We start from the raw sequence: 27,000 nt of genomic DNA on the forward strand, positions 1-27,000 counted from the left end.
CGCAGCCGGAAGGGCCGATGACGGACGCCTCTGACACTACGAGACATCTCCCGTTTTCCAGACGTTTGATGCAGACGAGGCTCGCCACGCGCGCCGCGATGACGCTCGAGCGCCTTTGGCCGCTGGTCCTCCCCCTCCTCGTCACCGTCAGCCTGTTCGCGAGCCTTTCCTGGCTTGGCGGGTTCCGCCTGATGCCGGACTGGCTGCGCCTGTGCGTGCTGGGGGCGTTCGCGATCGCACTCATCGCCTGCCTCTATATCCTCCGCTCCTATCGCAAGCCGCAGCCGGAAGAGATCGACCGGCGCATCGAAGCGGCGAACGAACTCGTCCACACGCCGCTGCTGGCACAGACGGACAAGCTGGCAGGAACCGAGAACAGCTTCGCCCAGGCGCTGTGGCGCGAGCACCGGCGGCGCATGTCGGAAAAACTCGTCGGCGTGAGCGGCGACCTGCCCCGAACGGGCGTGCCGGATCGCGACCCGTGGGGTCTTCGCGCTGCAGCCGCGCTGCTCTTGGTGATTGCATTCGCCTTCTCGTTGGGCCCCCGCGGCGGATCGCTGCAGGACGCATTCCGCACGGTGGCATTCGCGGCGCCGGTGCCCGCGCGCATTGATGCCTGGGTGACGCCGCCCCCCTACACCGGCAAGGCGCCGATCTTCCTCACCGCCGAAAACAACACGGAGACGCGCAGCTACACGGTCCCGGAAGGCAGCGAAGTCTCGCTGCGCGTGACCGGAGGCAGCGGCGACGAGACGCTCGCTTTCACCGATCTCCAGGGCGCGGTGACCGACATCCCAGTGAAGGGCGCGGAGGCGGAAAAGCAATCGGAGGCGTCCGCCGTTGGGTCTCATGCCAACGCCGCGCCTCGGCAGTTCACCGGAACCTTGAAGGTGGATGGCGAACTCGCTCTGCGCTCCGGGGAGCGGGATGTGCAGAACTGGGCCTTTGCGGTCACGCCGGACAAGCCGCCGGTGATCCGCTTTGCCGACGAGCCGAAGCGAGCGGTGAATGGAGCTCTCGAGCTTCGCTACGAGATAAATGACGACTACGGCGCTGCATCGGCCAAGTCGAACTTCGCCCTCGAGGAACCGCCGCCCGAGGACGCACGGCCGCTCTATGGAGCGCCGGAGATGCCGATCTCGGTGCCTCGCAAGGGACAGACCGCGGGGAAGACGAACCGCGACCTGACCGAACATGTCTGGGCCGGCAGCCGCGTGACGCTCTCGCTGACCGCCGTCGATCACAAGGGCCAGGAAGGGACATCCGAGACCAAGACTATCGTCCTACCCGAGCATCCGTTCCAAAATCCGCTGGCGAGGGCCGTGGTCGAGCTTCGCAAGATCCTCTCGCTCGACGCCAACGAGAAGCCGCAGGTCATGCAGTTGATCGACGCGATCACGCTGCGCCCCGAGGACACCTTCGACAATCCTTCGCACTATCTCGGCCTGATGGCGGGGCGCACCCGCCTCGACATGGCCCAGACCGACGACCAGCTGCGCGAGGTCGCCGACTACTTCTGGAACATGGCGCTGCAGATCGAGAACGGTGCCCTCTCCGACGCCGAGAAGCGGCTGCAGCAGGCGCAGGAAGCACTCAAGCAGGCGCTGCGGGACGGCGCCAGCGACGAGGAGATCGACCGGCTGATGAAGGAACTGCGCCAGGCCATGAATGAATTCCTGAAGGAGTTCGCCGAGCGCGCCATGAAGGACCCCAACACCGCCATGCAGGCGCCGCAGCAGGGCCAGGAACTGCGCCAGAGCGATCTGGAACGGATGATGGACCAGATCGAGAACCTGGCGAAATCGGGTAACCGCGACCAGGCCGAGCAACTGCTCTCGCAGCTTCAGGATATGATGAACAATCTGCAGGCGAACCGCCAGCGGCAGCCCGGCGAAGACGGCGAGCAGAGCGAGATGCGCCAGCAGATGAACAAGCTCGGCGACATCATCCGGCGCCAGCAGGAGATGATGAACGAGACCTTCCGCATGGATCAGAGGCAGCGCGGACAGCGCGGCCAGGATGGCGAGCAGCAGTTCGGCGACATGGGCGAGCAGGGGGACCAGCAGCAAGGCCAACAGGGTCAGCAAGGTCAGCAAGGCAAGGGCATGACGCCCGAGGAGTTCGCCGACGCCATGAAGCAGTTGCAGGAAGGCCAGGGCAAGCTGAAGGGCGATCTGGATTCGCTGACGAAGGGTCTCGAAGGCATGGGCATCAAGCCAGGCGAGGGCTTTGGCGAGGCAGGCGACGCCATGGGCCAGGCCGAGGGCGCGCTGGGCGAAGGCCAGGGCGACCGGGCTGTCGGCGAACAGGGCAGGGCCCTCGAGGCGCTGCGCAAGGGCGCCCAGGACATGATGCAGCAGATGCAGCAGGCCATGCAGGGCGAGGAAGGCGAGGGGCGAGAAGGCGGACGCCAGCGCAACGCCGACCGTGATCCGCTCGGTCGTCCGCGTGCCACGACCGGTCCGGATTTTGGCGAGTCGGTTAAGGTGCCCGACGAGATCGACATCCAGCGCGCGCGACAGATCCTCGACGCCATCCGCAAGCGGCTCGGCAACGCGCTCAGCCCGGAACTGGAGCGAGATTATCTGGAGCGGCTGCTGCGGCTGCAGTAGCCCACTAACCTCTTGGGCAGTGGTGGGCAAAAAGAGACGCTCGCGGCCAGTTGGCCTTTGCAAGCCGGGACCTCGCCGGTGATCCGATCCGTCCTATTTAGCTCCTGCGGTCCACCTTCGACGTGAGCACTCCGCCGGGAGCCATTCGTGCAGCCTGAGGATTCGTCCAAGAAGAGAGCCTTGCTGGTGATTAATCCGCGGGCGCGGAGCGGGTCGTCCTCGGTCGACCCGGCGATCGAACTGTTGAGCGATGCCGGTTTCGAGATTCGCGAAACCAGGATTTCGGACGGCGACACGATCTCTGATGTCATTCGCCGCGACGCCTCTGAGATCGATCTGGTGATCGTCGGCGGCGGCGACGGCACGCTCAACGGGGCTGCCCCGGCGCTGGTCGAAACCGGGCTGCCACTAGGGGTTCTGCCACTTGGCACAGCCAATGACTTCGCGCGCACGCTGGGCATTCCGCCCGATCCGGTTCAGGCGGCAGAGGTGATAAAGGCCGGGCAACTCCACACGGTCGATCTCGGCGAGGTGAACGGACACCTCTTCTTCAATGTCGCCAGCATCGGCTTCAGCGCCGAACTCGCGGCCGAACTGACCGCGCGGGCCAAGAAGCGCTGGGGAGTTATGGGTTACGGCATCGTCGCCGCGCGCTTGCTGATGCGCTCGCGCCTGTTCAGCGCCTATCTCGAGCACGACGGCGAGACGGAGAAGATCCGGACGCTGCAGATTTCAGTGGGGAACGGCCGGCACTATGGCGGCGGCCTGACGGTCGAGGAGACTGCGACCGCGGATGACGGCAAGCTCGATCTCTATAGCCTGGAAGTCGACCACTGGTGGCGGCTGCTCGCGCTGCTGCCCAGCCTGCGCAAGGGCACGCATGGCAGATGGGACGATGTGCGCGCCTTCCAGACGACCCAGGTGACAATCCGCACAAAGTGGCCGCGTGCGGTCAATACGGATGGGGAACTGACGACCTATACGCCGGCTGAATTCCGGATCAGGACGAAGGCGATACGTGTCTTCATTCCGCCCGAGCCGGCTGCCGGACTAGGCGGCGCTTGAGGCATCGCCCTTGACCACTCCCACAAATGGTAGCTCGCGGAAGGCGTGCGCCACGTCCATGCCGTAGCCGACTACGAAATAATCGGGGCACTCGAAGCCGACGAAATCGGCTTCCAGCGTCGTCTGGCGCCGCATCCTCTTGTCGAGCAGCACCGCGATCGAGCAACTGCGCGCGCCGCGCGACATCATCAGTTCCTTCGTGAATTGCAGCGTCTTACCCGACTCGAGGATGTCGTCGATCAGCAATACGTCGCGGCCGTTGACCTCGTTGTCGATGTCGCGCAGCACGCGGACTTGGCCGCTGGTCGTTCCCGCGCCGTAGCTGGAGATGAAGATGAACTCGACTTCGGGCGAAAGACCGACGTCGTGCATGGCGCGGATCAGGTCGGCCGCGAAGATGAATGAGCCCTTCAGCACTGAGATGACCAGAAGGTCGTGGTAGTCGTGCGCGGCGATCTCCTTGGCGAGCTCCAGATTGCGCCGGGCGATTGTAGAGGCGCTGAACAGCACCTCGATTTCTTTGTTGCGCACGACCGGCATGGAAGGGGCTCCTATTCGGCGAAGCTGACGGCCACTGATTTAACGCCGCTTCTAGGGACGTCGAGGCGGCTCGAAAAGGCGAATCGTTCTCCAGAGGCGAGGCTGGGCGATGATGTCCCCAGCTTGTAGCGCGTCACGGAGCCGTCCCTGGCGGAAACGCTGATGGTCAGGAACGGGAGCTTGACCTGTCTTGTTCCCTCGTTCGAGGCGGTGCCGTCGACGAGCAGGAGATGCCGGGCGCCCGAAGCATCGATCCTCGCAGTCAGTCCAGAAATCGTCGGGGCGGCGGTCTCGCCACCCGGCAGGAAGTTGCGGGCGAGCGTATGTCCGCCCGAGATCCAGAACGCACTTGCGACGAGCGTCATTCCAGTGAGCCAGAAGGCCACGCCGCCTCGTCTGTCAAACAGGCGGGTGGAGGTGGGGACGCGACACGTCAGCCCATTGAGACCGACCTCCCGCGGATCGATACGGCCGGCTTTCTGAGCCTGCGGGCCCACCGTCTCGAACTCGGCGTCGATGACGTCGCCCGGCTGCTTGGCGGCCCGTCTATTGCTTGCAGCCATGATTTCGCCGGGAACTGCGCTTGCATATGGCATCTGGACCATTCTTCGAGTCCCAAACTCTTGCGGAGGTGGCTGAAACCGGCGCAGTTGCCATTTGATCCGGGTCCCCTTAACCGGCGGTTAACCATGCGGGGACAAAGCTCGCGTTGAAATCTCCCGAATTGAGCATTGCCAAACCGAGACCGGCCTTGATCCGCTTTGAAAATGTCGGCCTGCGCTACGGAATGGGACCGGAGATCCTCCGGGACATCTCCTTTCAGATCCCGCCGAGTTCCTTCCAGTTCCTCAGCGGCCCTTCCGGCGCCGGCAAGACCACGCTGCTGCGACTTCTCTTCATGTCGCTGAAGCCGACGCGCGGGCTCATCCAAATGTTCGGCAAGGATCGTTCGCGCATCACGCCCCGGGACTTGCCGCTACTGCGTCGACGCATCGGCATCGTCTTCCAGGATTTCCGGCTGCTCGACCACATGACGACCTACGAGAACGTCGCCCTGCCGCTCAGGGTGCGCGGCCGCGAGGAATCGAGCTACCGGTCCGATGTCTCGGAACTCCTCAAGTGGGTGGGACTGGGCGAGCGGATGCACGTGCTGCCACCGGTGCTTTCGGGTGGCGAGAAGCAGCGCGCCGCGATCGCGCGCGCGCTGATCGAACAGCCGGAGATCCTGCTGGCGGACGAGCCGACCGGAAATGTCGATCCGCCCTTGGCCCGCCGCCTGCTGCGCCTGTTCATCGAGTTGAACCGGCTGGGCACTGCCGTCGTTATCGCCACGCACGACCTTGGACTGATGGAACAGGTGGATGCAAGACGCATGATCCTGTCGAACGGAAGGCTGGACATCTATGATTGAGATGCCGGTCGAAGTCTCGGCCAACAGTGGCGCCGGGGCAGAGAGGGCCAAGGAGCGGGTGCGGAAGGGCCAGGCCCCGATCGTTCCGGCCCGCGGGGTGGCCGGCAACGCGCTGGTCCTGGTCATCGCCATCATGACCTTCCTTTCCTGCCTCACGCTCGGCGCCGTCACCATGGTTCGCGACACGGCTGCGGCCTGGCAGACCCAGATCGCGCGGGAGGCGACCATCCAGATCAAGCCCGATGAAGGGCTCGACATGGAGGCCGCCCTCGCCGAATCGGCAAGCATCGCCGGCGGTTTTCCCGGCGTGACCGGCACCCGGATCATCGATCGGAACGCCACCGCGCGGCTGCTGGAGCCCTGGCTGGGGGCCGGGCTGAACATGGACGAACTGCCCGTCCCGCGGCTCGTCATCCTGACCGTCGACCGGGCCAGTCCGCCTGACTTCGCCGCTCTGCGCAGCGCGCTGACGGAGAAAGTGCCCGGCCTTATCCTCGATGATCACCGAACATGGGTCGACCGTCTCGTCTCCATGTCGCGCACCACCGTCACGATAGGCCTTACGGTGCTGGCGCTGATCCTCCTGGCGACGGTGCTGACGGTCGTGTTCGCCACGCGTGGGGCCATGGCCGGCAACGGCCACATCATCGAGGTGCTGCACTTCGTCGGAGCAGAAGCACGTTTCATTGCAAAGGAATTCCGCCGCAATTTCCTCGTGACCGGGATGAAAGGCGCCGTCGCAGGCGGCTTCGCGGCCGTCCTCGTATTCCTCGGATTTTCGCTCTGGTCCTCGCGCAATCTGGCGACGCCACAGGCGGATCAGGCGATGGCGCTGTTCGGCAACTTCAGCATCGGCGTCCTGGGATATGCCGGGGTTGTCTTCATCGTGGCGCTGATCGGCGCGATCACGGCCGCCACCTCCCACGCCACAGTGGTCGCTCATCTTCATGGCCTGGAGGTTCGTCAGCCCGATGGTTAGTGCGCCGATCGATATCGGGTTGGCTCAATGCTACCCAGCCGATCAAATCCGGATTACATCTTCGCCATGATGAAGGCGGCTTCGCGAGATTCGGGAGGTGCACGCGGACCCGGCGCCGGGCGGGCTCTGCGCGTCGCGGCAATGGCCTTGCTGGCCGGTGCCATTTTCTTCGTCGGCGGCTTCGGCCTGTTTGCCACCTATGTCAGCGAACTCGAGACGCCCCGCGAGATCAAGACGGCAGACGGGATCATTGTGCTTACCGGCGGGCAGGCTCGTCTCGACGCCGCGCTCGAGTTGCTCAAGTCGGGGAAAGGCAGGCGGCTGTTGATCAGCGGGGTCCATCCCGACGCTGGCCGTGATTCGCTGCGGCGCATCACAGGCGGCGACAAGGATCTGTTCGCCTGCTGCGTCGACATCGACCATGCGGCGCTCGACACAATCGGCAATGCCGAGGAGAGCGCCAAATGGGTGCAGAGCCATGCCTATGAGCGCGTGATCCTGGTCACGAGCAACTACCACATGCCGCGAAGCCTGCTCGAGATCGGCAGACTGGTCGAGCGCGCTAAAGTCGAGCCTTATCCGGTCGTGAACACGCCGCTGGCGGGCGGCGGCTGGCTGACCAAGCCGGCTGCACTCAGGGTGATCTTCACCGAATACACCAAATATGTCGCCGCCGTTGCCCGCAGCGCACTTCCGGCAGGCTCGATCGGGGACGGCGAGCCCCGCTATACGGCAACAATAGTGCGGAACACAGTCGAGGCCGATTGACCTATCGGTCGCCGCTCCATTCTCAAACATTGAACATGAAGCGGAAGCCGGTGTACGAAGCCCGGTCTGCGCCATGGAATTCCGCATCACATGATTGCCCTTCGTTCGCTGATCTTCAACAGCGTCTTCTATCTGAACCTCATCGTTCAGATGATTCTCTGGGCGCCGCTGTTCTTCCTGATGCCGCGCAAGAAGGCTTGGTTCGTGCCAAAATTCTGGGCGCGCTCGAGCCTCTGGCTGTACGACAAGCTGACCGGCACCAAGCACGACATATCTGGCCTGGAGAATCTTCCCGAGGGCTCCTTCATCCTGGCGCCGAAGCACCAATCGTTCTGGGACGCCTTCGCCTTCTTCCCGTTCCTGCGCGACCCCCTCTACATCCTGAAGCGCGAGCTCACCTGGATACCGTTCTTCGGCTGGTACATCATGAAGATGCGGCTGATCCCGGTCGATCGCGGCAGCCGCTCGAAGGCGCTCAAGAAGGTGGTGGTCGACACCAAGCGCGAGATGGCGCACGACCGTCAACTCATCATCTATCCCGAAGGCACCCGCCGCGCGCCCGGAGACGAGCCGCTCTATAAATACGGCATCGTCGAGCTTTATTCGCAGCTCGGGCTGCCCGTGGTGCCGGTCGCCCATGTCGCCGGGCTTTACTGGCCGCGCCGAAAATTCCTGCGCTATCCCGGTACGATCAAGGCGCGTTTCCTGCCGCCGATTCCTGCCGGCCTGGGCAAGGAAGAGTTCATGCGCCGGCTCATTGCCGAGACCGAGGCGGGCTGCGACGCGCTCCTGATCGACGCGGCCAAAACCCCCGGCCACCCGCCGCTTCCGCCCTCGGCGGTGAAGCGGCTGGCGGAACTGGGTGTTCAGGCGGCCTAGCCGAGCCTCGGCGCAGTCGTCTCCTACGAATGCGCCTCACCGGCGAGGCTGCTGCTGAGTGCGAGGAAATGGGTTTAGGCCGGAAAGCCTCAGCTTGCTGTTGACGACGCCGGGTTCCGCCGTATAGTCCGCAGCCTCATGCCCGGAACAGGGCAGGGCCCCTGTGGCGGAATTGGTAGACGCGGCAGACTCAAAATCTGTTGCCTTCACGGGCGTGCTGGTTCGATCCCGGCCAGGGGCACCATTTCCCAAGCAAACATTTTTCTTCGCCTGCCCTCTCGTGGCGACGGGAGTAGTAGCTCAGGGTCGTGGGCTAAGGGCATCGTCTTCGCCAACCCACAGAGGCGGAGCCGAACCTCAGGCTCCGCCTCGCAATCAAAGCGCCAGGATCGTCAGCCGTTGCCGATGATCTTGTTCGCCAGGGCGGCGTAGGCCGCGAGGATGGTTCCGACGGTGATCGCAGTAAAGAGCAGCTTGCGCATGGCAGTTCTCCTCCAGAGAACAATATAAAACGTGGTGATGTTTGGAGAAATTTCAAGACGACGCTAGAAATTTATAGTACAATCGATCAATGCGATAAATAAGATTGCCTATCTTCAAGATATTGCTTGGAGAAATCAGTCCATTGCCAGCTCGGCTCGGGGTGCCGCTTCCCCCCTTTTCTGAGAGCGATGCAGGGCGCCGGGACGAGCTTCCTGCCCGTGCATCAGATACTCGCCGGGGCACCGCTTGCTATTCCGAGCATGGCCCGTTGGCGACCTAAAGCCGACCTCATGGTTTGATGAGATTGCGGGCAAGCACCGCTGCTGCGGAATCGAGGGAATCCCCTCGCCTTCTTGGCTTCAGGTTCCCGGCTTGGATCATGCATTCGTTCATGGCGCGTCGGATCTCTTCGTCGGATTGGGACACGCCCGCCGCGTCGAAGTCCTTGCGGATCTTGCTGAATACGTCGCTGCGCTCGGGTTCGAATGCGTCGTTGGCGAGGGCGTTGGCATAAGCGTCGGCTTCAGCGCCTGTCATCCCCAGTTTTTCGGCGGCCCATCTGCCGAGAAGCCCATTGCGGAGCGTTATCCTTCCCCAGTCGGTCGCACTGGTCATTCGAAGTCTCCGGCTGCCAGGCTTTGAATGCAACTTCGGTCGAAGGACACTGGCTCGGCCGATTGCACCGGGCCAGATCTGCACCTGCATCCAACGTGGATGGGCGTTGCGGTGCAGTATCCACGTGCAATGACAAGCCGCGTTGACGCATATCAACTTCCGCGCAATCGGCTCGGGGCCATCCGCAAGTGCCACCTTGCTGAGCGGGGGACATCGGCCTAAGCATTTCGTTGCGGTTCGATCCTGAGCCGAGCGCCGGGACCACGATGCTCCAGCAGGCCGACAGCTATGAACGGCTCTACCGCGATTTCCGCTGGTCAATCCCGGCCCGCTTCAACATAGGCGTCGCCGTCTCCGACGGATGGGCAGCGCATCAGCCCGATCGCGTCGCACTCATTGAGTACCGGGCCCAGGGAGAGCCCGACAGGCTGACCTATGGCGAACTTGCACGCCAGTCTAGTGCGCTGGCTTCTGCGCTGCGGCACCGAGGCATCGGCCGCGGCGATCGGGTTGCGCTGCTATTACCGCAATGCTTCGAGACGGTGATCTCGCATGTGGCCATTTACAAACTCGGCGCCATAGCGGTGCCGCTTGCGCTGCTCTTCGGCGTCGAGGCACTGGAGTACCGGCTCCATGCGGCGGCGGTGAAGGCCGTCATCACGAACGCAGACGGAGCGCGAAAACTCTCCGCGATCAGCGGCCGGTTGCCGGCCCTTGAACTCATCGTCTCGACGGATGGCGCCGACGGTGATGTCGCCGGCTTCGAACAGTTCGTCTCCGATCATTCGCCCGTCTTCGAGGCGGTCGACACTACCGCAGACGATCCGGCGATGATGATCTTCACCTCGGGCACGACCGGGCCGCCCAAGGGAGCGCTGCACGGCCACCGCGTGCTGCTCGGGCATGTTCCGGGCGTGCAGTTCCCCCACGAGTTCCTGCCGCAGCCGGGCGATCTCTTCTGGACGCCGGCGGACTGGGCGTGGGCCGGCGGGCTCCTCAACGTGCTGCTGCCCGGCCTCTACCTCGGCGTGCCGGTGGTTTCCGGCCGGTTCCAGAAGTTCGACCCGGAGGCGGCGCTTGGACTCATGGAGAAAATGCGGGTGAAGAATGCCTTCATCCCACCGACCGCGCTCAGGATGCTCAAGACGGTCACGGATGTCCGCAAGCGCTTCCGCCTCGAGTTGCGCACCATCGGCTCCGGCGGCGAGGCGCTTGGACGCGAGACATTCGAGTGGGCCCGCAACGAACTGGGCATCGTGGTCAACGAGTTCTACGGGCAGACGGAGTGCAATCTCGTCCTCGCCTCCTGCGCGAAGCTCGGCGTCAGTCTCAGCGGCGCCATTGGCAGGCCGGTGCCGGGCCATGAGGTCGCGGTGATCGACGCGGATGGACATGCTCTTCCTCCGGGCGAGACCGGGCAGATCGCCGTGCGGCGCCCGAACCCGGTGATGTTCCTCGGCTACTGGCGCAACGAGGAGGCCACGCGCAGAAAGTTCGTCGGCGACTGGATGACCACGGGCGACCAGGGGATGGTCGACGAGGACGGCTACTTCCACTTCGTCGGCCGCGACGATGACGTCATCACCTCGTCCGGCTTCCGCATCGGACCGGCCGAAATCGAGGATTGCCTCACCGGTCATCCCGCGGTCGCGCTAGCTGCCGCCATCGGCAAGCCTGACGTGCTGCGGACCGAGATCGTCAAGGCCTACGTTGTGCTGCGGGATGGGTTTGAGCCGAGCGAGGAGCTTGCCGGCGAGATCAAGGTCTGGGTGCGCGAGCGGCTTTCGGCGCACGAATATCCGCGCGAGGTCGCGTTCGTGGATTCCATGCCGCTGACTACGACAGGCAAGGTGATCAGGCGGATTTTTCGAGAGCGCGCCAAGGCCGAAGGGCTGGGATGAAAGAGTCCCGAGGGCAGGGCCGAGGACGATTTCGACGCACCCCGGTCCGGGCCGCCTAACGCTTCAGTATTCCCTTGATGCGATTGCGGAGAATGCGCGCCATGTTGCGCGTCTGCCGGTAAAGGTGCAACTGCGACGCGGCCTGACGCACCAGCCGATCCGAATTGGGCGTCAGCCCTATGATCATCGTTCCCATGCTGCGCCGTTCCGTCCACAGGCGGCTCATCACCGGATGATCCGGGACCGCGCAGGAATCGGTGGCCTCGATGTTGGGATCCTCGAGATGCTGTTTGGTGACCTCGATCATCAGCAGCGTGCCGGGCGAATAGGCGGAATAGGCTTCGTCGTAGGCCGTCTTCCAGGTATAGGCCATGCCCCCCTCAACGAAGACGACAAGGCTGGCGATCGGCTCTCCGTTCAGGGTTAGCAGGTGGATGCGGCATTTGTCCTGCTCGGCCAAGCCGTGCACGGCTTCACGGGCAAAGGCGGCGCGGTAGCGGTCGATCGCCATTGCCGTGCGCTGGCGTCCCTTCCAGCCGGAGGCCTCAAGGGTGAGGAAGGCCTCCAGCCCATCGCGGACCTCGTCCTCCCCCCGCGCGACCACATACTCCAGCGCGCCCTTCTCGGCGAGCCGGCGCTTCGTGCGGCAGAATTCACGGTAGTGATGCGACTTCAGCGAGTTCTTGAGATAGGTCTCGCCGTCGAGATTGCTCTTCAGGAAGGGCCGGTGCATCACCGCGGTGAGATCTGTGGGCAGTCCGCGGGCGTCGGCGACTGAGGCGATCATAGTCGCCGCCGGTCCGTCCAGGCGCATCTCCGGCAGCACGAGGACCCTCGGCAGCTTCAGATGTGGCCTCGCCAAAATGTCGAGGAAATCGTCGACCACGCCTGCGGGATCGTCGCGGTCGAGCAGCGGTATGCCGAGCGGACCGAACGGACTGGCCCAGGTCCGCATGATCGACACGCCGAGAGGCACGCTGGGTTTTTCGACTGAGAACGGCACGAGCAGCCGCAGGCGGGATTTGTCCTCGCCGCCGTCGCGGATCACCGCCAACCGCACCTCGCGGTCTTCGAGGCGTGGCATCGCGGGAGCGAGAAAATGCGGATTGAAGAAGATGTTGGGCTCGATGGTGCGGGCGCAGAGGAAGTCCAGTTCCTCGACCAGCGAAAACCCGGCGGATGCCGGGTAGATGCTGAGGCGGCGCAGCTTCTGCCGCAGTTCGATCCGCTCTTCCTGCGCAGGCAGGGCGACACGGCTCTCGAGGCCGGCGAGGCCTGAGATCATGGTGCCCGCCGGTCCGCCGCTGATTTCCTCCAGCAGAGGCTGTGCGGCCATCAGGAAGCCCTCCGGGAACGGAGCGGCGGCAGGAGGATCATCATGACAATCCCAAGCTTGCGCCAGGCGGTGAAGGACAGCACCGCCGCCTCGAACGTCATCGAGGCCGCATTGGCGAAGGCGGCGCCCCAGAGGCCGAAGCGGGGAATGAGGATCACGCTGAGCGCGACGTTCACCACCAGCGTTACAGCATAGATCACGGCACATATGTTCTGATGATCGCTCATGGTGAGGAGGCTTTCGCTCGGACCCACCGAGGCGCGGGCGACCACCCCGAACACCAGCGGGAAGAGCAGCGGATAGCCCGCCTCGAAGCCCGGCCCGAACAGCTTCAGCATGAAGTCGCCGATGAGCAGCACGGCGCCGCCCATCAGCAGCGACGGCCAGAAGGTCCATGCGGCGGTCTCCCGTGCAAATTCGGCCAGCCGCTCCTTGTCTCCGTGAGCGAACTGCGAATAGCGCTGGGCGACGCCGGCTTTCACGGCGAAATAGACGAAATGGACTAGGGCGAGGGTCTTCACCGTGGCGAAATAGATGCCGACCTCATTCGGCGGCAGGAAGAGGCCGACCATAAGCACGTCGGCATTCGTGAGCAGGAACGAAAAGCCCTCGATCAGGAAGATCGGCAGGGAAACGATGATCCAGGTCCTGAGATGAACGGTCCGCGGCCCGGGCGGTAGCTTGGCATCGACGTCGGCGGTCGTCTCGGCAAGCTGGATGATGGTCGTCGCATAGGTGCCGAGGATCGCTGACCAGATGGCGATTTCGGCGGTCGGCGGATAGCTGAGTGCGAGCGCGCCGGCCATGAAGGCTAGGATCAGGACCGGGCGGGTGATGTAGGTTGGCGCGAGCGCCGAAATGCCCCAGGAATAGGCGCGCGCCACCCCCTGCAAGAGATCCGAGAGCGCGATCATCGGCACGCAGAACAGGCCGAGGATGAAGGGCACGACGTAGTAGGGTTCGATCCGGTCGGACGCCAGCCATACCGCAGCCATTGCGACAAGGGCGAGCCCGGTCGACAGGAACAGGACCAGACGTCGGCTTGTGAGCAGCACCCCGCGCAGTTCGGCCAGCATGCCCTTGTCGCGGTATTCGGGGATGAAGCGGATCACCGAGGTGTGAAAGCCGAAGCATGCGACGCTGCCGGCGATCACCATCGCGGTCCAGACGAGCACGAAGATCCCGTACTCGAAGCCGCCCATCCAGCGTGCCAGCAGCACCTGGCTGACAAATGCGATCGCTGCGCTGACAACGCGAATGGTGAAGGCGATCAGGGACATACGGCTTGCTTCGCCGCGCTCGCCGGGATCGAAGACGATCTCGTCGATCCGGTCGACCAAAGGCCGCAGGCGGAGCGCGAGGCGCTCCGGCAGAAGCCTTTCGGCTGTCGACGCCGCGGAAAAGCGCACGCGATTTACTCTCCGATCCCGCCGTTCATCGAAGGGTCTATTCGCCACCCGTTAAGAATCGGTTGGGTGGCGGAGCGTGCTGGGAGATGCGGCGCGGTTCAGGGACTCCGCGCGGCCCCTGCATTCGAAGCGCGCGACCACCGGTCGATCTTCTCCTGCAAGGCCTTGGGGCTGATCGGCTTGGGCAGATAATCGTCCATGCCGGCATCGATGCAGCGCTCGCGATCGCCCTTCAGCGCATGAGCGGTCACCCCGACGATCGGCGTGCGCGTCCCCCATTCGGCTTCCATGGCGCGGATGGCGCCGGTCGCCTCCAGGCCATTCATCTCCGGCATGGAGACGTCCATCAGCACCATGGTGGGTCGGATCTTGGCGAATGCCTCGACGGCGAGCCGGCCGTTGGAGACGATCTGGAAGGTCAGCCCGGTCTCGGCGAGAATCTGGGTGAAAACCAGTTGGTTCACCTCGTTGTCCTCTGCGACGAGGATGTCGACGCGGTGCGGGTCGTTCTTCATCTCGGAAGGCTTCGGCTGCTGAGGCTTGAGGCTTTGGATCGGCTGCGCCTGGGCGATGTTCCCGCTCGGCGCTTCTGTCCTAGAGGGAGCACTCCGCGGCTCGAACTCGGCGCCCGGAGAGCGGCCACGGCGATGGCGGTCGGCCTGGATCGTGGCGACCAGCGTCTCGAGCAAGGCCGAGGATCGGGTCGGCTTCGTGAGCTGCGCCTGGATCAGCGCCTCCCGCACGGCTCCCACCCCGAGCGACTGATCCACCGAGGTCAACATGACGATCGGCGTCTCGGCCACGGATGGTGTCTGGCGAACGACGCGGGCCATCTCGAGCCCCGACATGCCGGGCATCTGGTAATCGAGCAGCACGCAGTCGACGGTCAGGCCGAAGCGCGCTGCCGCCTTAAGGACTTCCAACCCTTCAGCGGCACTGGATGCGGCGCAGGCGTCGAAGTTCCAACTCGCCATTTGCTCCATCATGATGGTGCGGTTGACCGCATTGTCGTCGACGATCAGGATGCGGGCGCCGGTCACATCGATCGGGACCATCTTCTGCACCTTCGGTTTGTCGCTGCGTGGCAGTGCAAGGGTAAACCAGAAGGCCGATCCTTCGCCCTCCTTGCTCCCAACGCCAACCTTGCCGCCCATCATGGCCACCAGACGAGACGTGATGGCCAGCCCAAGGCCGGTGCCTTCGTGCCGGCGGGTGGAGGAAGCATCCACCTGGCTGAACTTCTCGAACACCAGGTCCAGCTTGTCCGCCGGAATGCCGATGCCGGTGTCCTTCACAGCCACGCGCAGATTGGTGCCATCGTCGCCGTTGGAGGCAGTTGCCTCGACGAGGACGTGACCGCGTTCGGTGAACTTGATCGCGTTGCCGATAAGGTTGGTGACGATCTGCCGGATCCTGCCGACATCGCCGACATAGGCGTCCTCGATCTCGGGCGCGACCCGGACGATCAACTCGAGGTCCTTCTCCTTGGCGCGGGTGGACAGAAGCGTCGCCACGTCCTCGATCGCCTCCGAGAGGTTGAAGGGAGCCGGATCGAGGACAAGCTCGCCGGCATCGATCTTCGAGAAATCGAGGATGTCGTTGATGATGGTGAGGAGCGCGTTGCCCGATTTGACGATGATGTCGGTGAAGGTCCTCTGCTTGGCGTCGAGTTCGGACCGGGCGAGCAGTTCGGCCATGCCGAGCACGCCGTTCATCGGGGTGCGGATCTCGTGGCTCATGTTTGCCAAAAACTCGGACTTGGCACGGTCGGCAAGCACGGCGCGGCGCTGGGCATCGCGCAACTCCTGCTCACGCCGCTTCTGTTCCGTCACGTCGACGGTGGAGCCGATCAGGTGGCGAGAGCCGTCCGATGCGGCGAAGGCGGCCTTTCGGGCCACCTGATGGCGGACGGAGCCGTCCGCCTCGTTCACCACCTCCTCGGTCTCGACCATTTCGCCGGATGCCAAGACGGCGCGATCGGCATCAGCCATCAGGCCCCCATCCGCACCGAAGATTTCGAGATCGGTCCGGCCTACCGCATCGTCCCTGGAAAAGCCGGTGAGTTCGCACCAGCCCTTGTTCACATAAGTGAGCCTGAAGTCTTCCTTCTTGGCGTAGATCGCGACAGGGACGTTGTCGATCATGCTGCGGAAGATCTCGTTCTCGCGCAGACTCTCCTTCAGCTGCGCCTCGCGCGCCTTGATCTCCGTTATGTCCGTACTGGAGGCGAACAGGCGCATCGTTCCGTCATCGATCACGAGCCGGTTCTTGCGGGTCATCACCTCGCGGACCGTGCCGTCGCGATGGGTGACGGCCTCTTCCGTCTCGACGCTCCTGCCCTCGACGGCAACCTTTTGGTCGTCCGAGGAGAACCCCTCTGCCTCGCCGGCCCCGAACAAGTCCCGGTCAGTCTTGCCGGATGCCTCTTCCTTGGAGAAGCCGGTCAGCGCGCACCAGGCCTTGTTCACATATTCGATCCTAAGATCGGAAGTCTTGATGTTGGTCGAGACCGGGAGCTCGTCGAGGACGCGTCGATAGAGCTCGATCTGGCGCATCGATTCGCGCAGCGAATTCTCGCGCGACTTCAGTTGGGTCACGTCGAGAAGAAATCCGGCGACGTACTGATTGCCATTCCCGGTCTGCACCCGAGTCTTGCGTACGATCCGCGAACGGCCAACACCGGTGATCTCCAGGTCCTCTTCGGCCTCGAAGGGCTCGCCGGTCTCGAGGACACTCCGCTCGGCGCTTTCGAAGCGCGCCGACTCCGAGTCGTCGTTGAAATACTCGCTTCGCTTGCCAATCATGGATTGCGGCGAGACATCGTGGAGCGTGGCGAACGCCTTGTTCACCAGGACATATCTGAGCTCCCTGTCCTTGGCGAAGATCGGATCCTTGATGCTGTCGATGACCGCCTCGGCGAGCCGCGACCTCTCATGGATTTCGGCCAGTTCGCGTTCACGCTCCTTCATCTCGGTGATGTCGAAGTACGAGACCAACCGCTTGCCGCCTGACAGAGCAGTGACCGCATACACCACGGTCGTGCCGTCGCGCTCCAATTCGCACGGAGCGATGTCGCCGGCGCGGATCTCGGCGAGCCGGCTGGCCACATAGTCCTCCCAGCGCGCGTCCGCGATGTGAGGGTTGTTCTTACGGTCGATATCCAACAGTGCCCTGAAGGGCGATCCCACCGGAACTGCGCCCTCCGGCAGGTTCCAGATCCTGTAGAATGCCTTGTTGATGATATCGGCATTTAGGTCGGCGTCGAGCAGGACCACGCCGAGGTCGAGCGAATCGATCGTCCGCTGCAGGTCGAAAAGCAGGCGCTCCGTCCTCTCGTTCGCCTCATCGAGCGCGGCGCGCTTCATTTCGAGTTCGGTGTCGGTACATTTCCCGACCGTTGCGGCGGCGCTCGAGTCCCCGCCTGGAGCTGTGGGTTTCGGCGGGGGAGCGTCGCCCATTGCAGCGGCAAGCTCGCTCAAGGAGACAGCGAGGCTGGTGATGTTCCGGGCCGTACCGCGGTAGCCGAGAAAGCGGCCTTCCGGGTTGAACCTCGGATACCCGGTGACCGAAATCCAGCGGCAGTCGGGCTGCGCGCCCTTCAACTCGTAGACGAAATCGCGAAACGGCCTGCGCGCCTGCAGGTCCTGCATATGACGCGCGGCGCCCTTACTGCGGGCCGCGAGCTGAACGAGGGAGTCGAGCCGGAAGCGGCCGAGCACCTTCGACGGATCGATTCCCGTCTGTTGCTGATGGCCGTAGGAGAGCCAGGAGAAGCGAAGCTCGGGATCGGTTTCCCAGATCCAGTCCGCCGATGCCTCGACGATCTCCTCAGCTTCCTCCAAGGACAGATCGAGGGCCGGGCATCCGGCGACACCGGCCAGCTTCAGGGTACTTGATTCGTTCCTGCACGGAGAGGCTGGACCTCCCCCTTCTCCCAGCTTCATCGCGTTCCGACCCCACCCAGGCGAGCAGCCGCCTTCCTCCCCTGCGCACTGGTAGGGGAGAACCATTAACGATCAGCTAACCATAAAAGGCGTGGTGAAGCTCAGATCTTGGGGAGCCGTGGGGCAGCGAACTGCGTTTGCCATACGGACGCCGACGCGCGATGATCGGCGGAAGCGCGAGGAGGCGATTTTGCTGACCAGAAGACCCATTTCGACGGCGCCGATGGACGGTAGCAAGGTGAGGATCGTTTGGACCGATGCCGATGGCCAGGAGAATGAATCCATCGGACAGTACCGCTCGCTGGAGCGCATGCGTAGGACCGGCGGAGATTGGGATGACAGCGATGCCGGGTGGTGGGTATTCGTCGATGGCACGACGCAGAAGAAGGTGGATCCTACCGTCTGGATCAGCGGTGAAGACGGGGAGTGACTGGCGCGACGCCGCGCATCACGTCAGGTTCCACTGGCAATCGCCGGCAGGCGACCTCTGACCAACCAGGGAATCCCATGCAGCAGGTTTTCGACGGACACAACGACGTCCTCCTGAAATTGTGGCAGAGGCAGAGGAGCGGCTTCGAGCCGATCTCCGAGTTCATCCAGGAGGCGTCGGGTGGCCATATAGACCTGCCACGCGCGGCTGAGGGCGGTCTCGCGGGCGGCATCTGCGCGATGTTCATCCCTTCCGGCGACCTGCGCGTCGATCGGCCGGGCCGCGACGGCAGCTACCGGACGCCGCTTGCAGAACCGGTCCCGCGTGGACCATCCCTCGACATTGCTATCGAGATGGCCTCGATCGCATTCCGCCTCGAACGTGCCGGCGCATGGAAGCTTTGCCGGAATACGGTGGAGATCAGAGACGCGATGGCGACAGGCACATTCGCGGCCGTGCTCCACATGGAAGGCTGCGAGGCGATCGGGCCCGACCTGGATGCGCTGGATCTTTTCCATGAAGCCGGCCTGCGATCGCTCGGCCCGGTGTGGAGTCGCCCGAACATCTTCGGCCACGGAGTGCCCTTCGCCTTCCCCATGAGCCCAGACACGGGTCCAGGGCTGACCGAAGCGGGCAAGAACCTGGTGCGTGCGTGTAATCGCCTGGGCATCCTCATCGACCTCTCCCACATCACCGAAAGGGGCTTTTGGGATGTTGCGTCGATCAGCGAGCAGCCGCTGGTCGCCAGCCATTCCAACCCGCATGCGCTGGTGCCGGTCGCCCGCAACCTCACCGACCGGCAACTGGATGCGATACGGGAAAGTCAGGGACTGGTAGGGCTGAATTTCGCGGTGACCATGCTGAGATCCGATGGCGGCGACAATCCCAATACGCCACTCCCGGTACTCGTCCGGCACATCGACTATCTGGTCGAGCGGCTCGGGATAGACTCCGTAGCGATCGGCTCCGATTACGACGGCGCCACCATTCCCGCCGAGATCGGCGATGCAGCCGGATTGCAGAACCTTGTCAAAGCGCTGCAGGATGCCGGCTACGGCGAGGCGGAACTCGCCAAAATCTGCCGCGAGAACTGGCTGAGAGTTCTGGGGGCAGCCTGGAAGGAAGAGGAGTAGGCGCCTACGTTTTCCCGGCTGGCGGCGTTTTGACAAGACCGGACCGAGCGCCCGTCATCCCGGGCGGAGCATGAGTAAAGCGAGTGCGCAGACCCGGGATCCATTCCGTAACCTTTCGGCCGACCGGAATGGATCCCGGATAACCGCTTGTCGCTTCGCTCCTCGCGGCTTCCGGGATGACGAAGCTAAGCCAGCGCCGTTTCCGCCAGCCTCACCCAGTAGCTGACACCGTGAGGTATGGCCTCGTCGTTGAAGTCATAGGCGGGGTGGTGGAGGTTGGCGCTGTCACCGTTGCCGATGAAGATGAAGGCGCCGGGGCGGCTCTCCAGCATGTAGGAAAAATCCTCGCCGCCCATCAGCGCCGGGATGGCACGGTGGACCTGCGGGTCTCCGGCGACAGAGGCGGCGACGTCCCCGGCGAAGACCGCCTGCTCGGCATCGTTGACGGTGACGGGGTAGTTGGAATCGAAATCGAACTCCACCGATGCGCCGAAGGTAGCCGCGACACCCTCGCAGATCGCCCTCATCCTGTCGCGCGCCGTAGCGGCGACCTCCTTGCGCAGGCTGCGCACGGTGCCGGCAATCTGGGCATGTTCGGGAATCACGTTGTAGGCGTCGCCGGCGTGGAACTTGGTGACCGTGACGACGATCGAATCGGCCGGATCCGTGGTCCGCGAGGCAATGGTCTGCAGGGCGATCACGAGATGGCTCGCGATCACGATGGGGTCGATGGCCTGATGCGGCAGGGCCGCGTGGCCGCCCCGTCCCTTTATGGTGATCGTGAACTCGGCGGTCGCCGCCATGATCGGGCCGGGCCGGATCGCGAATTCGCCGACGGGCAGGCCGGGCATGTTGTGCATGCCGAACACCTTCTCGATCCCGAAACGCTCCATCAGACCGTCCTGCACCATCGCCAGGCCGCCGCCGCCGCCCTCCTCGGCGGGCTGGAAGATCACCGCGACGGAACCCGCAAAATTCCGCGTTTCGGCAAGATACTTCGCCGCGCCGAGGAGCATTGCGGTGTGCCCGTCATGACCGCAGGCATGCATCTTGCCGGGCGTACGCGACGCGTGCGGCCGCTCGACGGCTTCGGTGATCGGCAGTGCGTCCATGTCGGCACGCAGCCCGACGGTCGAGCCATCACCCCGCCGGCCCTTGATGACGCCGACCACGCCGGTGCGGCCCAGGCCGGTGACGACTTCGTCGCAGCCGAACTCCCTGAGCTTCTCGGCGACGAAGCGAGCCGTTTCGAAGACGTCGTAGTTCAGTTCAGGATTCTGGTGCAGGTGGCGGCGCCACCCCGCGATCTCGTCCTGCATCTCGGCGGCCCGGTTCAGAATAGGCATGTCGTTGAAAGTCCTGCTCACATTTCAAGGCCCGGAACTATTTACCTCCGGGCAGCTTTGCCTTCATGGCGTCACATAGGCTAAATAGCACGGCCCGGCGCAGCAGGCTTCATGCGCTCCGACCAAGCGCGACGCGGTCGCATAAGCTTATTGATCTGAGATCGATTCCGGCAAGAGGCTATTTCAATAACGATGATCAGCCGATTTTCCGTCTTAGCCACCGTCCTTATGTGCACCGCCGGCTCAACCTTGGCTCCCATGGGCCCTGCCGCGGCCAACCCCTCGATCCTTTTCGACCTGGGCACCGGCCGCGTCATTGAAAGCGATGATGCCCTGCATCGCTGGTATCCGGCCTCGCTCACCAAGCTGATGACCGCCTATGTGGCCTTTCGCGCGGTACAGGCCGGCGAGGTCAGCTTGTCGTCCCCCGTCCTTATCTCGAAGCTGGCCGCCAAGCTGCCGCCCAGCAAGATGGGGTATCCCGTCGGATCGGAGCTGACGCTCGACAACGCCTTGAAAATCATCATGGTCAAGTCGGCCAACGACGTCGCCCACTCGATCGGCGAAAGCATTGCCGGTTCGCAGGCTGCGTTCGCGCAGCGGATGAACGCGGAATCGCGCCGGCTCGGTATGACCGACTCGCATTGGGTGAACCCGCACGGACTGCACGACGAGGGGCAGTATACATCGGCGCGGGATATCGGGATTCTGGCGGCCGCGCTTCGTCGCGAGTTCCCTCAGCATTCGAAATACTTCTCGCTCGAGGGCCTGCTCGCCGCCGGGAAGCAGATGCCCAACCACAACAACCTGATCGGCCGCTTCGAGGGAGCGGACGGCATGAAGACAGGCTATATCTGTCCGTCCGGCTTCAATCTCGTCGCCTCGGCAACCCGCAACGGGCGCACGCTGATGGCAGTCGTGCTCGGTGGGGAGTCGGTCGACGATCGCGACGAAAAGGCGGCGCAGTTGCTGACGCAGGGCTTCGGCTCAGCCCCCAACAGCGGGCCGCTGCTTCAGGAGTTGAAGACCAGCGCAGCGCAGCCGATTGCTCCCTCGGACATGACCAACCAGTTGTGCACCAAGCAGGGACGCGAAGCCAAGGCGAAGAAGCAGAAGCAGCTTCAGGCCGACATCAAGGCGGGGCGTGCCCCTGCCAAGGCGGCGAGCCTGCTCAGCGACTTTTCGCGCCCGCGGCAACTGGTGAAGATCGAGCTCGGGGGAGCAACCGGACCGATGGCAAAGGCTCTTTCGGAGGCATTGGCGGCAGCCGAGGCGGAGTCCAAGGCCGAAAAGCGAGCCGATGTACCGATCCCAACCTGGCGGCCGGACCTGCCGCCGCCGACCGTGACGGCAGTCGGCCAGGGCGACGGCGAATCGCGCGTGCAATAGGCTTTATCCGTGAATCAATTCCCCATCCCCGTCTCGGTGCTCACCGGATTTCTGGGTGCCGGGAAGACGAAGCTCCTCAACCGGCTGCTGCGCGATCCGGAACTCAAGGACACCGCGGTGATCGTCAATGAGTTCGGCGAGGTCGCGATCGACCACCTGCTGGTGGAGCGCGCTTCCGACGGGATCATAGAACTCTCCGACGGGTGCCTGTGCTGCACCGTGCGCGGCGAACTGGTGGACACGCTGGCAGACCTGATCGACCGTCTTCAGACAAGGCGAATCGAAAGGCTGTCGCGCGTGGTGATCGAGACGACAGGGCTGGCCGATCCCGCGCCGGTCCTGCAGTCGATCATGGCGCATCCCGTGCTGGTGCAGGCTTTTCGGCTCGACGGTGTCATAACCCTAGTTGATGCGGTGAATGCGGAGGCGACGCTCGACGCCCATGTCGAAGCGGTGAAGCAGGTCGCGGTCGCGGACCGGCTCGTGATCACCAAGGCGGATCTCGCCGATCAGGACACGCTGGAGCCGCTGAAGCGGCGGCTGCGCGACATCAATCCGAACGCCGCGATCCTCGACGTGCGCGACCAGCAAGCCACGGGCGCCGGCTTGCTGGCATGCGGCCTCTACGATCCCGCGACCAAGACGGCGGATGTGCGCCGCTGGCTGGGGGAGGCGGCAAGCGGCGGCGAGCACCACCATCACCACGACCACGGCGACCATCACCATGATAACGACCACGGCCACGCCGGCTCGGTCCACGACGAGCGCGTAAGATCGTTCTCGCTGGTGCATCCCCAGCCGGTGCCGTATTCGGCGATCGAGATGTTCCTCGACCTGCTGCTCTCGGTGCACGGGGACAAGGTACTCAGGATGAAGGGGATTATCGAGCTTCGCGAAGATCCCTCACGCCCGCTGGTCGTCCATGCCGTGCAGCGCACGCTGCATCCCCCGGCACGGCTGCCAACTTGGCCGGATGAGGGGAGGGGCGTGCGCCTGGTGCTGATCACCATGGACATGCCGGAAGACTATGTCAGGCGACTGTTCGCGATCGTGACCAGCGAGCCCTCGGTCGACACGCCGGACCGCGCGGCGATCGAGGACAATCCGCTCGGCATTCCCGGGTTCATGCGGTAAGTGCGCCGGTAAGTTCAGGCGCCGAACTGCTGGCAGCCTCTATCGCTCCGAGAGGCTCAACTGCCGAACAAGTCGGAAAGCCGCTTGCCCATCCGGCCCAGCATCCCCGGCTGCTGGGCGTAAGCCTCGACTGGTGCCGCAACCGGCGCAGGCGCGGGCTCCGGCTTCGGGGCTTTGGCGAGTTCGGCCGCGGCAATCTGGGCGGCTCTATCGGCGGCCTTTTGCGCGGCAGCCTCCTTCTTGGCAGCCTCCGTCGCCTCGCGTTCCGCCATCTTGCGCCCCAGCGGCGAATCTATGCGTCCCATCCGGGTAGTCGTCTGGACGACCGACCCATCCGCCCCGAGGCTCGGCGGCTCGATGGCGACGCGCTCGCCGCGCGCCCGCTTCCTCGTCCATTCCGCGACGACTTTTGCCTCGTCGAGTCCGCCGATCGTCGGTTTCGGCGCAGCCTGTTTCCCGGAGCCGAGCATGCTCGTGAAGGCGGCGTCGTAGGTCGATTTATACGACTGGTAGGCCACCTTCAGCGAGTCAGGCTGGGTGAAGGCGGGGCAGGTGGCGGTCGGCGAAAAGGTGGCGCCGTCGGCGGTCACCGCGTTGAAGACATAGCGCTTCTCGCAGACGTCCACCTTCGGCGGCACCTTGGTGATCTCGAAATGATCGTAGCCGTCCTTGAGGTTCTGCCAGAACTCGTAGTTGGGGTCGTCGCGATAGCGCGCCATATTCTGCGCCGTCATGCGGAACGGGAACGACTGCACCTGGAACTCGGTCTGGCCGCCGCGGAAGGATTCTCGGGCAAGCGCGTAGATCTCGGTGATCTGCGCGTCATTCATCGAGAAGCAGCCGGACGAGGAGCAGGCGCCATGAACCATCAGGTTGCTGCCGGTACGGCCATGCGCCCGGTCAAAGGCGTTCGGGTAGCCGATGTTGAAGGCCAGATGATAGTTCGAGTTCGGGTTCATCTGCGCGGGGCGAACGGTGTAGAAGCCTTCCGGAGACTGCCGGTCACCCTCGATGAACTTCGGGCCGAGTTTCCCCGACATCTTGCAGATCTCGTAAGACGCCAGAAGATCGTAGCGGCCGTTCGTCTTCTGCTTCCAGATCTCGAGCACGCCTTCTTCCTTGAAGACGCGCGCCAGGATCGGCGAGCCCTTGTTCATGCCCTTCGTCTGCATGACCTGCACGAGGCGCGGCGGAAGCGGCGCTTCGGCATTACCCTTGGCGATGTTGTCGAGGGCGGATTCGGTGCAGCCGGCGATGCCCAATGCGGCAACGATCAAGCCGGCGCGAAGATATTTGGCAAGCTTCGGCATAATCTTCGGCGACGTCCCCATAAAGCCCGGCCCCCTCTGGCGGCCGAATCAGTCGGACCATAGGGCGGCTATGCTTGATGAATGCTTACTGCCCCAGGTCTTAGCCGGAATCTGAATGCCCGCAAAGGCGGGGCAAATTTATGGCGAAATCCTGACCTGGTCCAGTAAGGCAAAGATCTAAAGGGTTCGCCCGATCGCCAGGTACTTCTCGCGCCGGTCTTCCCGGAAGTCGATGTTGGCGCCAGCGAATTCGGCGAGGGTCTTTTCGACCACGTCTCCTGTCGCGGCGATCACGAGATCCGGGCTGCGGTGTGCCCCGCCGGTCGGTTCGGCCACGATACCGTCGATGATCTTCATCTCGAGCAGATCCTGCGCGGTGATCTTCATCGAGACGGCCGCGTCTTTCGAGCGCGTCGTGTCCCGCCAAAGGATCGAGGCCGCGCCTTCCGGCGAGATCACCGAATAGATCGAATGCTCCAGCATGAACACGCGGTTTGCGGTTGCGATGGCGATCGCGCCGCCGGAGCCGCCTTCGCCGATCACCACCGAAACCGAGGGAACCTTGAGCGCGAGGCAGGCCGAGGTCGACCGGGCGATCGCTTCCGCCTGACCGCGCTCCTCGGCGTCGACACCCGGATAGGCGCCTGCCGTGTCCACCAGCGTCAGAACGGGTATGCCGAACCTGTCGGCGAGTTCCATCACGCGCACCGCCTTGCGGTAGCCTTCCGGCCGAGGCGAGCCGAAATTGTGCTTCAGCCGGCTCTTGGTGTCGGAGCCTTTCTCCTGGCCAAGCACGGCGATGGGCTCACCCTTGAAGCGGCCGAAACCGGCGATGATCGCATGGTCGTCCCCAAACGCCCGGTCGCCTGCTAGCGGGGTGAAGTCGGTGATCAACTTCTTCACGTAGTCGACGCAGTGCGGCCGGTCGGGATGGCGCGCGACCTGCACCTTCTGCCAGGGGGTCAGCGCGCGGTAGATGTCGCGCAGCGCGTCCTTGGACCGCTTCTCGAGCCGACTGATCTCCTCGGCGACGTCGACCGCCTCGCCGTTTTCGGCGAGTTTCTTGAGTTCGATGATCTTCCCTTCGAGGTCGGCGACCGGCTTTTCAAAATCGAGATAATTGTACATGCGCTCTCGGACTTGCGAGCCCGTCGAGGTGGGCCGGGAGGATGGGGCGGACGGCCTGAAGCCGCTGAAATCCGCCTCCACATACCGTCAGAGCGGTTTATCGGCAAGCGGATGATGGTCGTTGACGAGGCGGACGAGCCGCTCTTCCAGCACATGCGTATAGATTTGTGTCGTCGAGATGTCGGCATGGCCGAGCAGTTGCTGAACCGCGCGAAGGTCGGCGCCGTTCTGCAGCAGATGGCTCGCGAAGGCATGGCGGATGACGTGCGGCGATATCTTGGCCGAAGCAATCCCCGCCCGGGCGGCGAGGGATTTCAGTTCGCGGCCAAAGACCTGCCGGGGCAGGCAGCCGGTCTCGGAAGCAGCCGGGAACAGGTATGGACTGCCAGCGAAGGCCGGATGCGCGGTCCTTGCCTCCTGCCAGGCGCGCATAGCCTGCCTGGCCTTGGGCGAGAGCGGCACGAGCCGCTCCTTGTTGCCCTTGCCCTTCACTACGAAGAAGCGCTCGTCCCGGGCGGCGACCGACACCGGCAGGCTGACCAGTTCGGAAACGCGAAGCCCGGTGGCGTAAAGCACCTCGACTAGCGCATGCAGCCGGAGGCTGGCCAAGTCGTCGGGCTTCTCCGCTGCCTCCTGGGCGGCCTGGTCGAGGAGACGCGAGGTCTCGGCCTCGCTCATCGTCTTCGGCAGGGCGCGCTCACGGCGCGGGCCGTCCAGCGTTCCGGTCGGATCGTCGGAACGAAGCCCTTCGGCATAGAGGAACTTGAAGAACTGACGCAGGACAGAGAGTTTTCTCGCCTGCGAGGTCGAGGCAAATCCGCGCGTCGCCAGGCTCGAGAGATGGGCGCGAAGCGCCTCCGTGCCGGCATTGGCAATGTTGCCGATTTCCTCGTCGGCGTCCTCGAGATCCCGGCGATAGGACGCCAGCGTGTTCTCCGATGCGCCGCGCTCGGCGCTCATCATTTCGAGAAACGCCTCGATGCGAACCGATCCTCTCACAGATTGGAGCCCGACTTCACCTTGTCGAGCGGGACATCGACCGTCATTTCGCCCTGGTGCGGCTTCACGAAGTAAGCGAGCCCGAGCATCACCGCATAGGCAATGGCCACCAGGATGGCGAGCCGCACAAGAAATCGGGAGACGGTGGGCATCATCACCGGCAGGGGCTCTCCGCACGCAAGCAAGGTA

General features: G+C 64.0%; 22 protein-coding genes and 1 tRNA gene. 12 read left to right on the top strand and 11 right to left on the bottom strand.

What is annotated here, in order from left to right:
- Positions 1 to 17 precede the first annotated feature (17 nt).
- On the top strand, positions 18 to 2,612 hold the full coding sequence (locus HUI96_RS05045; protein ID WP_188253554.1) for a TIGR02302 family protein: 2,595 nt from the start codon (positions 18 to 20) through the stop codon (positions 2,610 to 2,612).
- A gap of 147 nt (positions 2,613 to 2,759) precedes the next feature.
- Positions 2,760 to 3,677 carry a lipid kinase gene (locus HUI96_RS05050; protein ID WP_188253555.1) on the top strand — a complete coding sequence of 306 codons (918 nt, stop codon included), beginning with the start codon at positions 2,760 to 2,762 and terminating at the stop codon, positions 3,675 to 3,677.
- Here the strand turns inward: HUI96_RS05050 and hpt are convergent.
- Both hpt and HUI96_RS05060 read right to left on the bottom strand, forming a co-directional pair.
- A complete protein-coding gene (gene hpt / locus HUI96_RS05055) occupies positions 3,663 to 4,217 on the bottom strand; it encodes a hypoxanthine phosphoribosyltransferase (RefSeq protein ID WP_188253556.1) in 555 nt (184 codons plus the stop codon). The genes HUI96_RS05050 and hpt overlap by 15 nt on opposite strands.
- An 11-nt stretch (positions 4,218 to 4,228) precedes the next feature.
- Positions 4,229 to 4,780 carry a hypothetical protein gene (locus tag HUI96_RS05060; protein ID WP_188253557.1) on the bottom strand — a complete coding sequence of 184 codons (552 nt, stop codon included), beginning with the start codon at positions 4,778 to 4,780 and terminating at the stop codon, positions 4,229 to 4,231.
- A 188-nt stretch (positions 4,781 to 4,968) separates the two neighbouring features.
- Here HUI96_RS05060 and ftsE point away from each other — a divergent pair, with 188 nt between their 5' ends.
- The 5 genes from ftsE to HUI96_RS05085 all read left to right on the top strand — a co-directional run bounded on the left by ftsE (position 4,969) and on the right by HUI96_RS05085 (position 8,498).
- Positions 4,969 to 5,628, top strand: a complete 660-nt coding sequence (ftsE, locus tag HUI96_RS05065; RefSeq protein ID WP_188253558.1) for a cell division ATP-binding protein FtsE — start codon at positions 4,969 to 4,971, stop codon at positions 5,626 to 5,628.
- A complete protein-coding gene (locus HUI96_RS05070) occupies positions 5,621 to 6,607 on the top strand; it encodes a cell division protein FtsX (RefSeq protein ID WP_188253559.1) in 987 nt (328 codons plus the stop codon). Before ftsE ends, HUI96_RS05070 begins: the two co-directional genes overlap by 8 nt.
- Before the next feature lie 27 nt (positions 6,608 to 6,634).
- Positions 6,635 to 7,375, top strand: coding sequence for a YdcF family protein (locus HUI96_RS05075; protein ID WP_188253560.1), 741 nt, complete (start codon positions 6,635 to 6,637; stop codon positions 7,373 to 7,375).
- A gap of 90 nt (positions 7,376 to 7,465) precedes the next feature.
- Positions 7,466 to 8,254 (top strand): lysophospholipid acyltransferase family protein, encoded by a 789-nt coding sequence (locus tag HUI96_RS05080; protein ID WP_188253561.1) that lies wholly within the window; start codon positions 7,466 to 7,468, stop codon positions 8,252 to 8,254.
- A 157-nt stretch (positions 8,255 to 8,411) separates the two neighbouring features.
- A tRNA-Leu gene (locus HUI96_RS05085) sits at positions 8,412 to 8,498 on the top strand.
- Between the two features lie 527 nt (positions 8,499 to 9,025).
- Here HUI96_RS05085 and HUI96_RS05090 read toward each other — a convergent pair.
- The gene (locus tag HUI96_RS05090; protein WP_188253562.1) at positions 9,026 to 9,352 is read right to left on the bottom strand and encodes an ATPase inhibitor subunit zeta; all 327 of its coding nucleotides are present in this window, start codon (positions 9,350 to 9,352) and stop codon (positions 9,026 to 9,028) included.
- Positions 9,353 to 9,618: 266 nt separating this feature from the next.
- On the opposite strand from HUI96_RS05090, the gene HUI96_RS05095 reads away from it, so the two are divergent.
- Positions 9,619 to 11,253, top strand: coding sequence for an AMP-binding protein (locus tag HUI96_RS05095; RefSeq protein ID WP_188253563.1), 1,635 nt, complete (start codon positions 9,619 to 9,621; stop codon positions 11,251 to 11,253).
- A 55-nt stretch (positions 11,254 to 11,308) separates the two neighbouring features.
- Here HUI96_RS05095 and HUI96_RS05100 read toward each other — a convergent pair whose 3' ends face one another.
- The 3 genes from HUI96_RS05100 to HUI96_RS05110 form a co-directional block, all read right to left on the bottom strand.
- Positions 11,309 to 12,589: a GNAT family N-acetyltransferase gene (locus HUI96_RS05100; RefSeq protein WP_188253564.1), complete on the bottom strand. Its 1,281-nt coding sequence runs from the start codon at positions 12,587 to 12,589 to the stop codon at positions 11,309 to 11,311.
- Entirely contained in the window at positions 12,589 to 13,998 is a 1,410-nt protein-coding gene (locus HUI96_RS05105; protein WP_188253565.1) for an oligosaccharide flippase family protein, read from the bottom strand. The genes HUI96_RS05100 and HUI96_RS05105 overlap by 1 nt, the downstream gene beginning before the upstream one ends.
- 98 nt (positions 13,999 to 14,096) lie before the next feature.
- Positions 14,097 to 17,840: a PAS domain-containing protein gene (locus HUI96_RS05110; protein ID WP_337917980.1), complete on the bottom strand. Its 3,744-nt coding sequence runs from the start codon at positions 17,838 to 17,840 to the stop codon at positions 14,097 to 14,099.
- Positions 17,841 to 18,132: 292 nt separating this feature from the next.
- Between HUI96_RS05110 and HUI96_RS05115 the strand changes: the two genes are divergently transcribed.
- Positions 18,133 to 18,372: a hypothetical protein gene (locus HUI96_RS05115; RefSeq protein WP_425299197.1), complete on the top strand. Its 240-nt coding sequence runs from the start codon at positions 18,133 to 18,135 to the stop codon at positions 18,370 to 18,372.
- 77 nt (positions 18,373 to 18,449) lie between these two features.
- Positions 18,450 to 19,505: a dipeptidase gene (locus tag HUI96_RS05120; protein WP_188253567.1), complete on the top strand. Its 1,056-nt coding sequence runs from the start codon at positions 18,450 to 18,452 to the stop codon at positions 19,503 to 19,505.
- Between the two features lie 185 nt (positions 19,506 to 19,690).
- On the opposite strand, the gene HUI96_RS05125 is transcribed toward HUI96_RS05120, so the two are convergent.
- Positions 19,691 to 20,851, bottom strand: a complete 1,161-nt coding sequence (locus HUI96_RS05125) for a M20 aminoacylase family protein (protein WP_188253568.1) — start codon at positions 20,849 to 20,851, stop codon at positions 19,691 to 19,693.
- Positions 20,852 to 21,109: 258 nt separating this feature from the next.
- Between HUI96_RS05125 and HUI96_RS05130 the strand changes: the two genes are divergently transcribed.
- Both HUI96_RS05130 and HUI96_RS05135 read left to right on the top strand, forming a co-directional pair.
- Positions 21,110 to 22,240 carry a D-alanyl-D-alanine carboxypeptidase family protein gene (locus tag HUI96_RS05130; protein WP_237683955.1) on the top strand — a complete coding sequence of 377 codons (1,131 nt, stop codon included), beginning with the start codon at positions 21,110 to 21,112 and terminating at the stop codon, positions 22,238 to 22,240.
- Between the two features lie 9 nt (positions 22,241 to 22,249).
- A complete protein-coding gene (locus HUI96_RS05135) occupies positions 22,250 to 23,374 on the top strand; it encodes a GTP-binding protein (RefSeq protein ID WP_188253570.1) in 1,125 nt (374 codons plus the stop codon).
- Between the two features lie 56 nt (positions 23,375 to 23,430).
- On the opposite strand, the gene HUI96_RS05140 is transcribed toward HUI96_RS05135, so the two are convergent.
- From HUI96_RS05140 to HUI96_RS05155, 4 genes are all read right to left on the bottom strand, one after another.
- Positions 23,431 to 24,684 carry a L,D-transpeptidase family protein gene (locus HUI96_RS05140; protein WP_188253571.1) on the bottom strand — a complete coding sequence of 418 codons (1,254 nt, stop codon included), beginning with the start codon at positions 24,682 to 24,684 and terminating at the stop codon, positions 23,431 to 23,433.
- Positions 24,685 to 24,861: 177 nt separating this feature from the next.
- The gene (locus HUI96_RS05145; protein ID WP_188253572.1) at positions 24,862 to 25,812 is read right to left on the bottom strand and encodes an acetyl-CoA carboxylase carboxyltransferase subunit alpha; all 951 of its coding nucleotides are present in this window, start codon (positions 25,810 to 25,812) and stop codon (positions 24,862 to 24,864) included.
- A gap of 87 nt (positions 25,813 to 25,899) precedes the next feature.
- Entirely contained in the window at positions 25,900 to 26,811 is a 912-nt protein-coding gene (locus tag HUI96_RS05150; RefSeq protein ID WP_188253573.1) for a tyrosine recombinase, read from the bottom strand.
- Positions 26,808 to 26,996 carry a histidine kinase gene (locus HUI96_RS05155; protein WP_237683956.1) on the bottom strand — a complete coding sequence of 63 codons (189 nt, stop codon included), beginning with the start codon at positions 26,994 to 26,996 and terminating at the stop codon, positions 26,808 to 26,810. The genes HUI96_RS05150 and HUI96_RS05155 overlap by 4 nt, the downstream gene beginning before the upstream one ends.
- Between the last annotated feature and the right edge of the window lie 4 nt (positions 26,997 to 27,000).

The sequence above is a fragment of the Pseudaminobacter soli (ex Zhang et al. 2022) genome (genome assembly GCF_014595955.1).
GTDB lineage: Bacteria > Pseudomonadota > Alphaproteobacteria > Rhizobiales > Rhizobiaceae > Kumtagia > Kumtagia pseudosoli.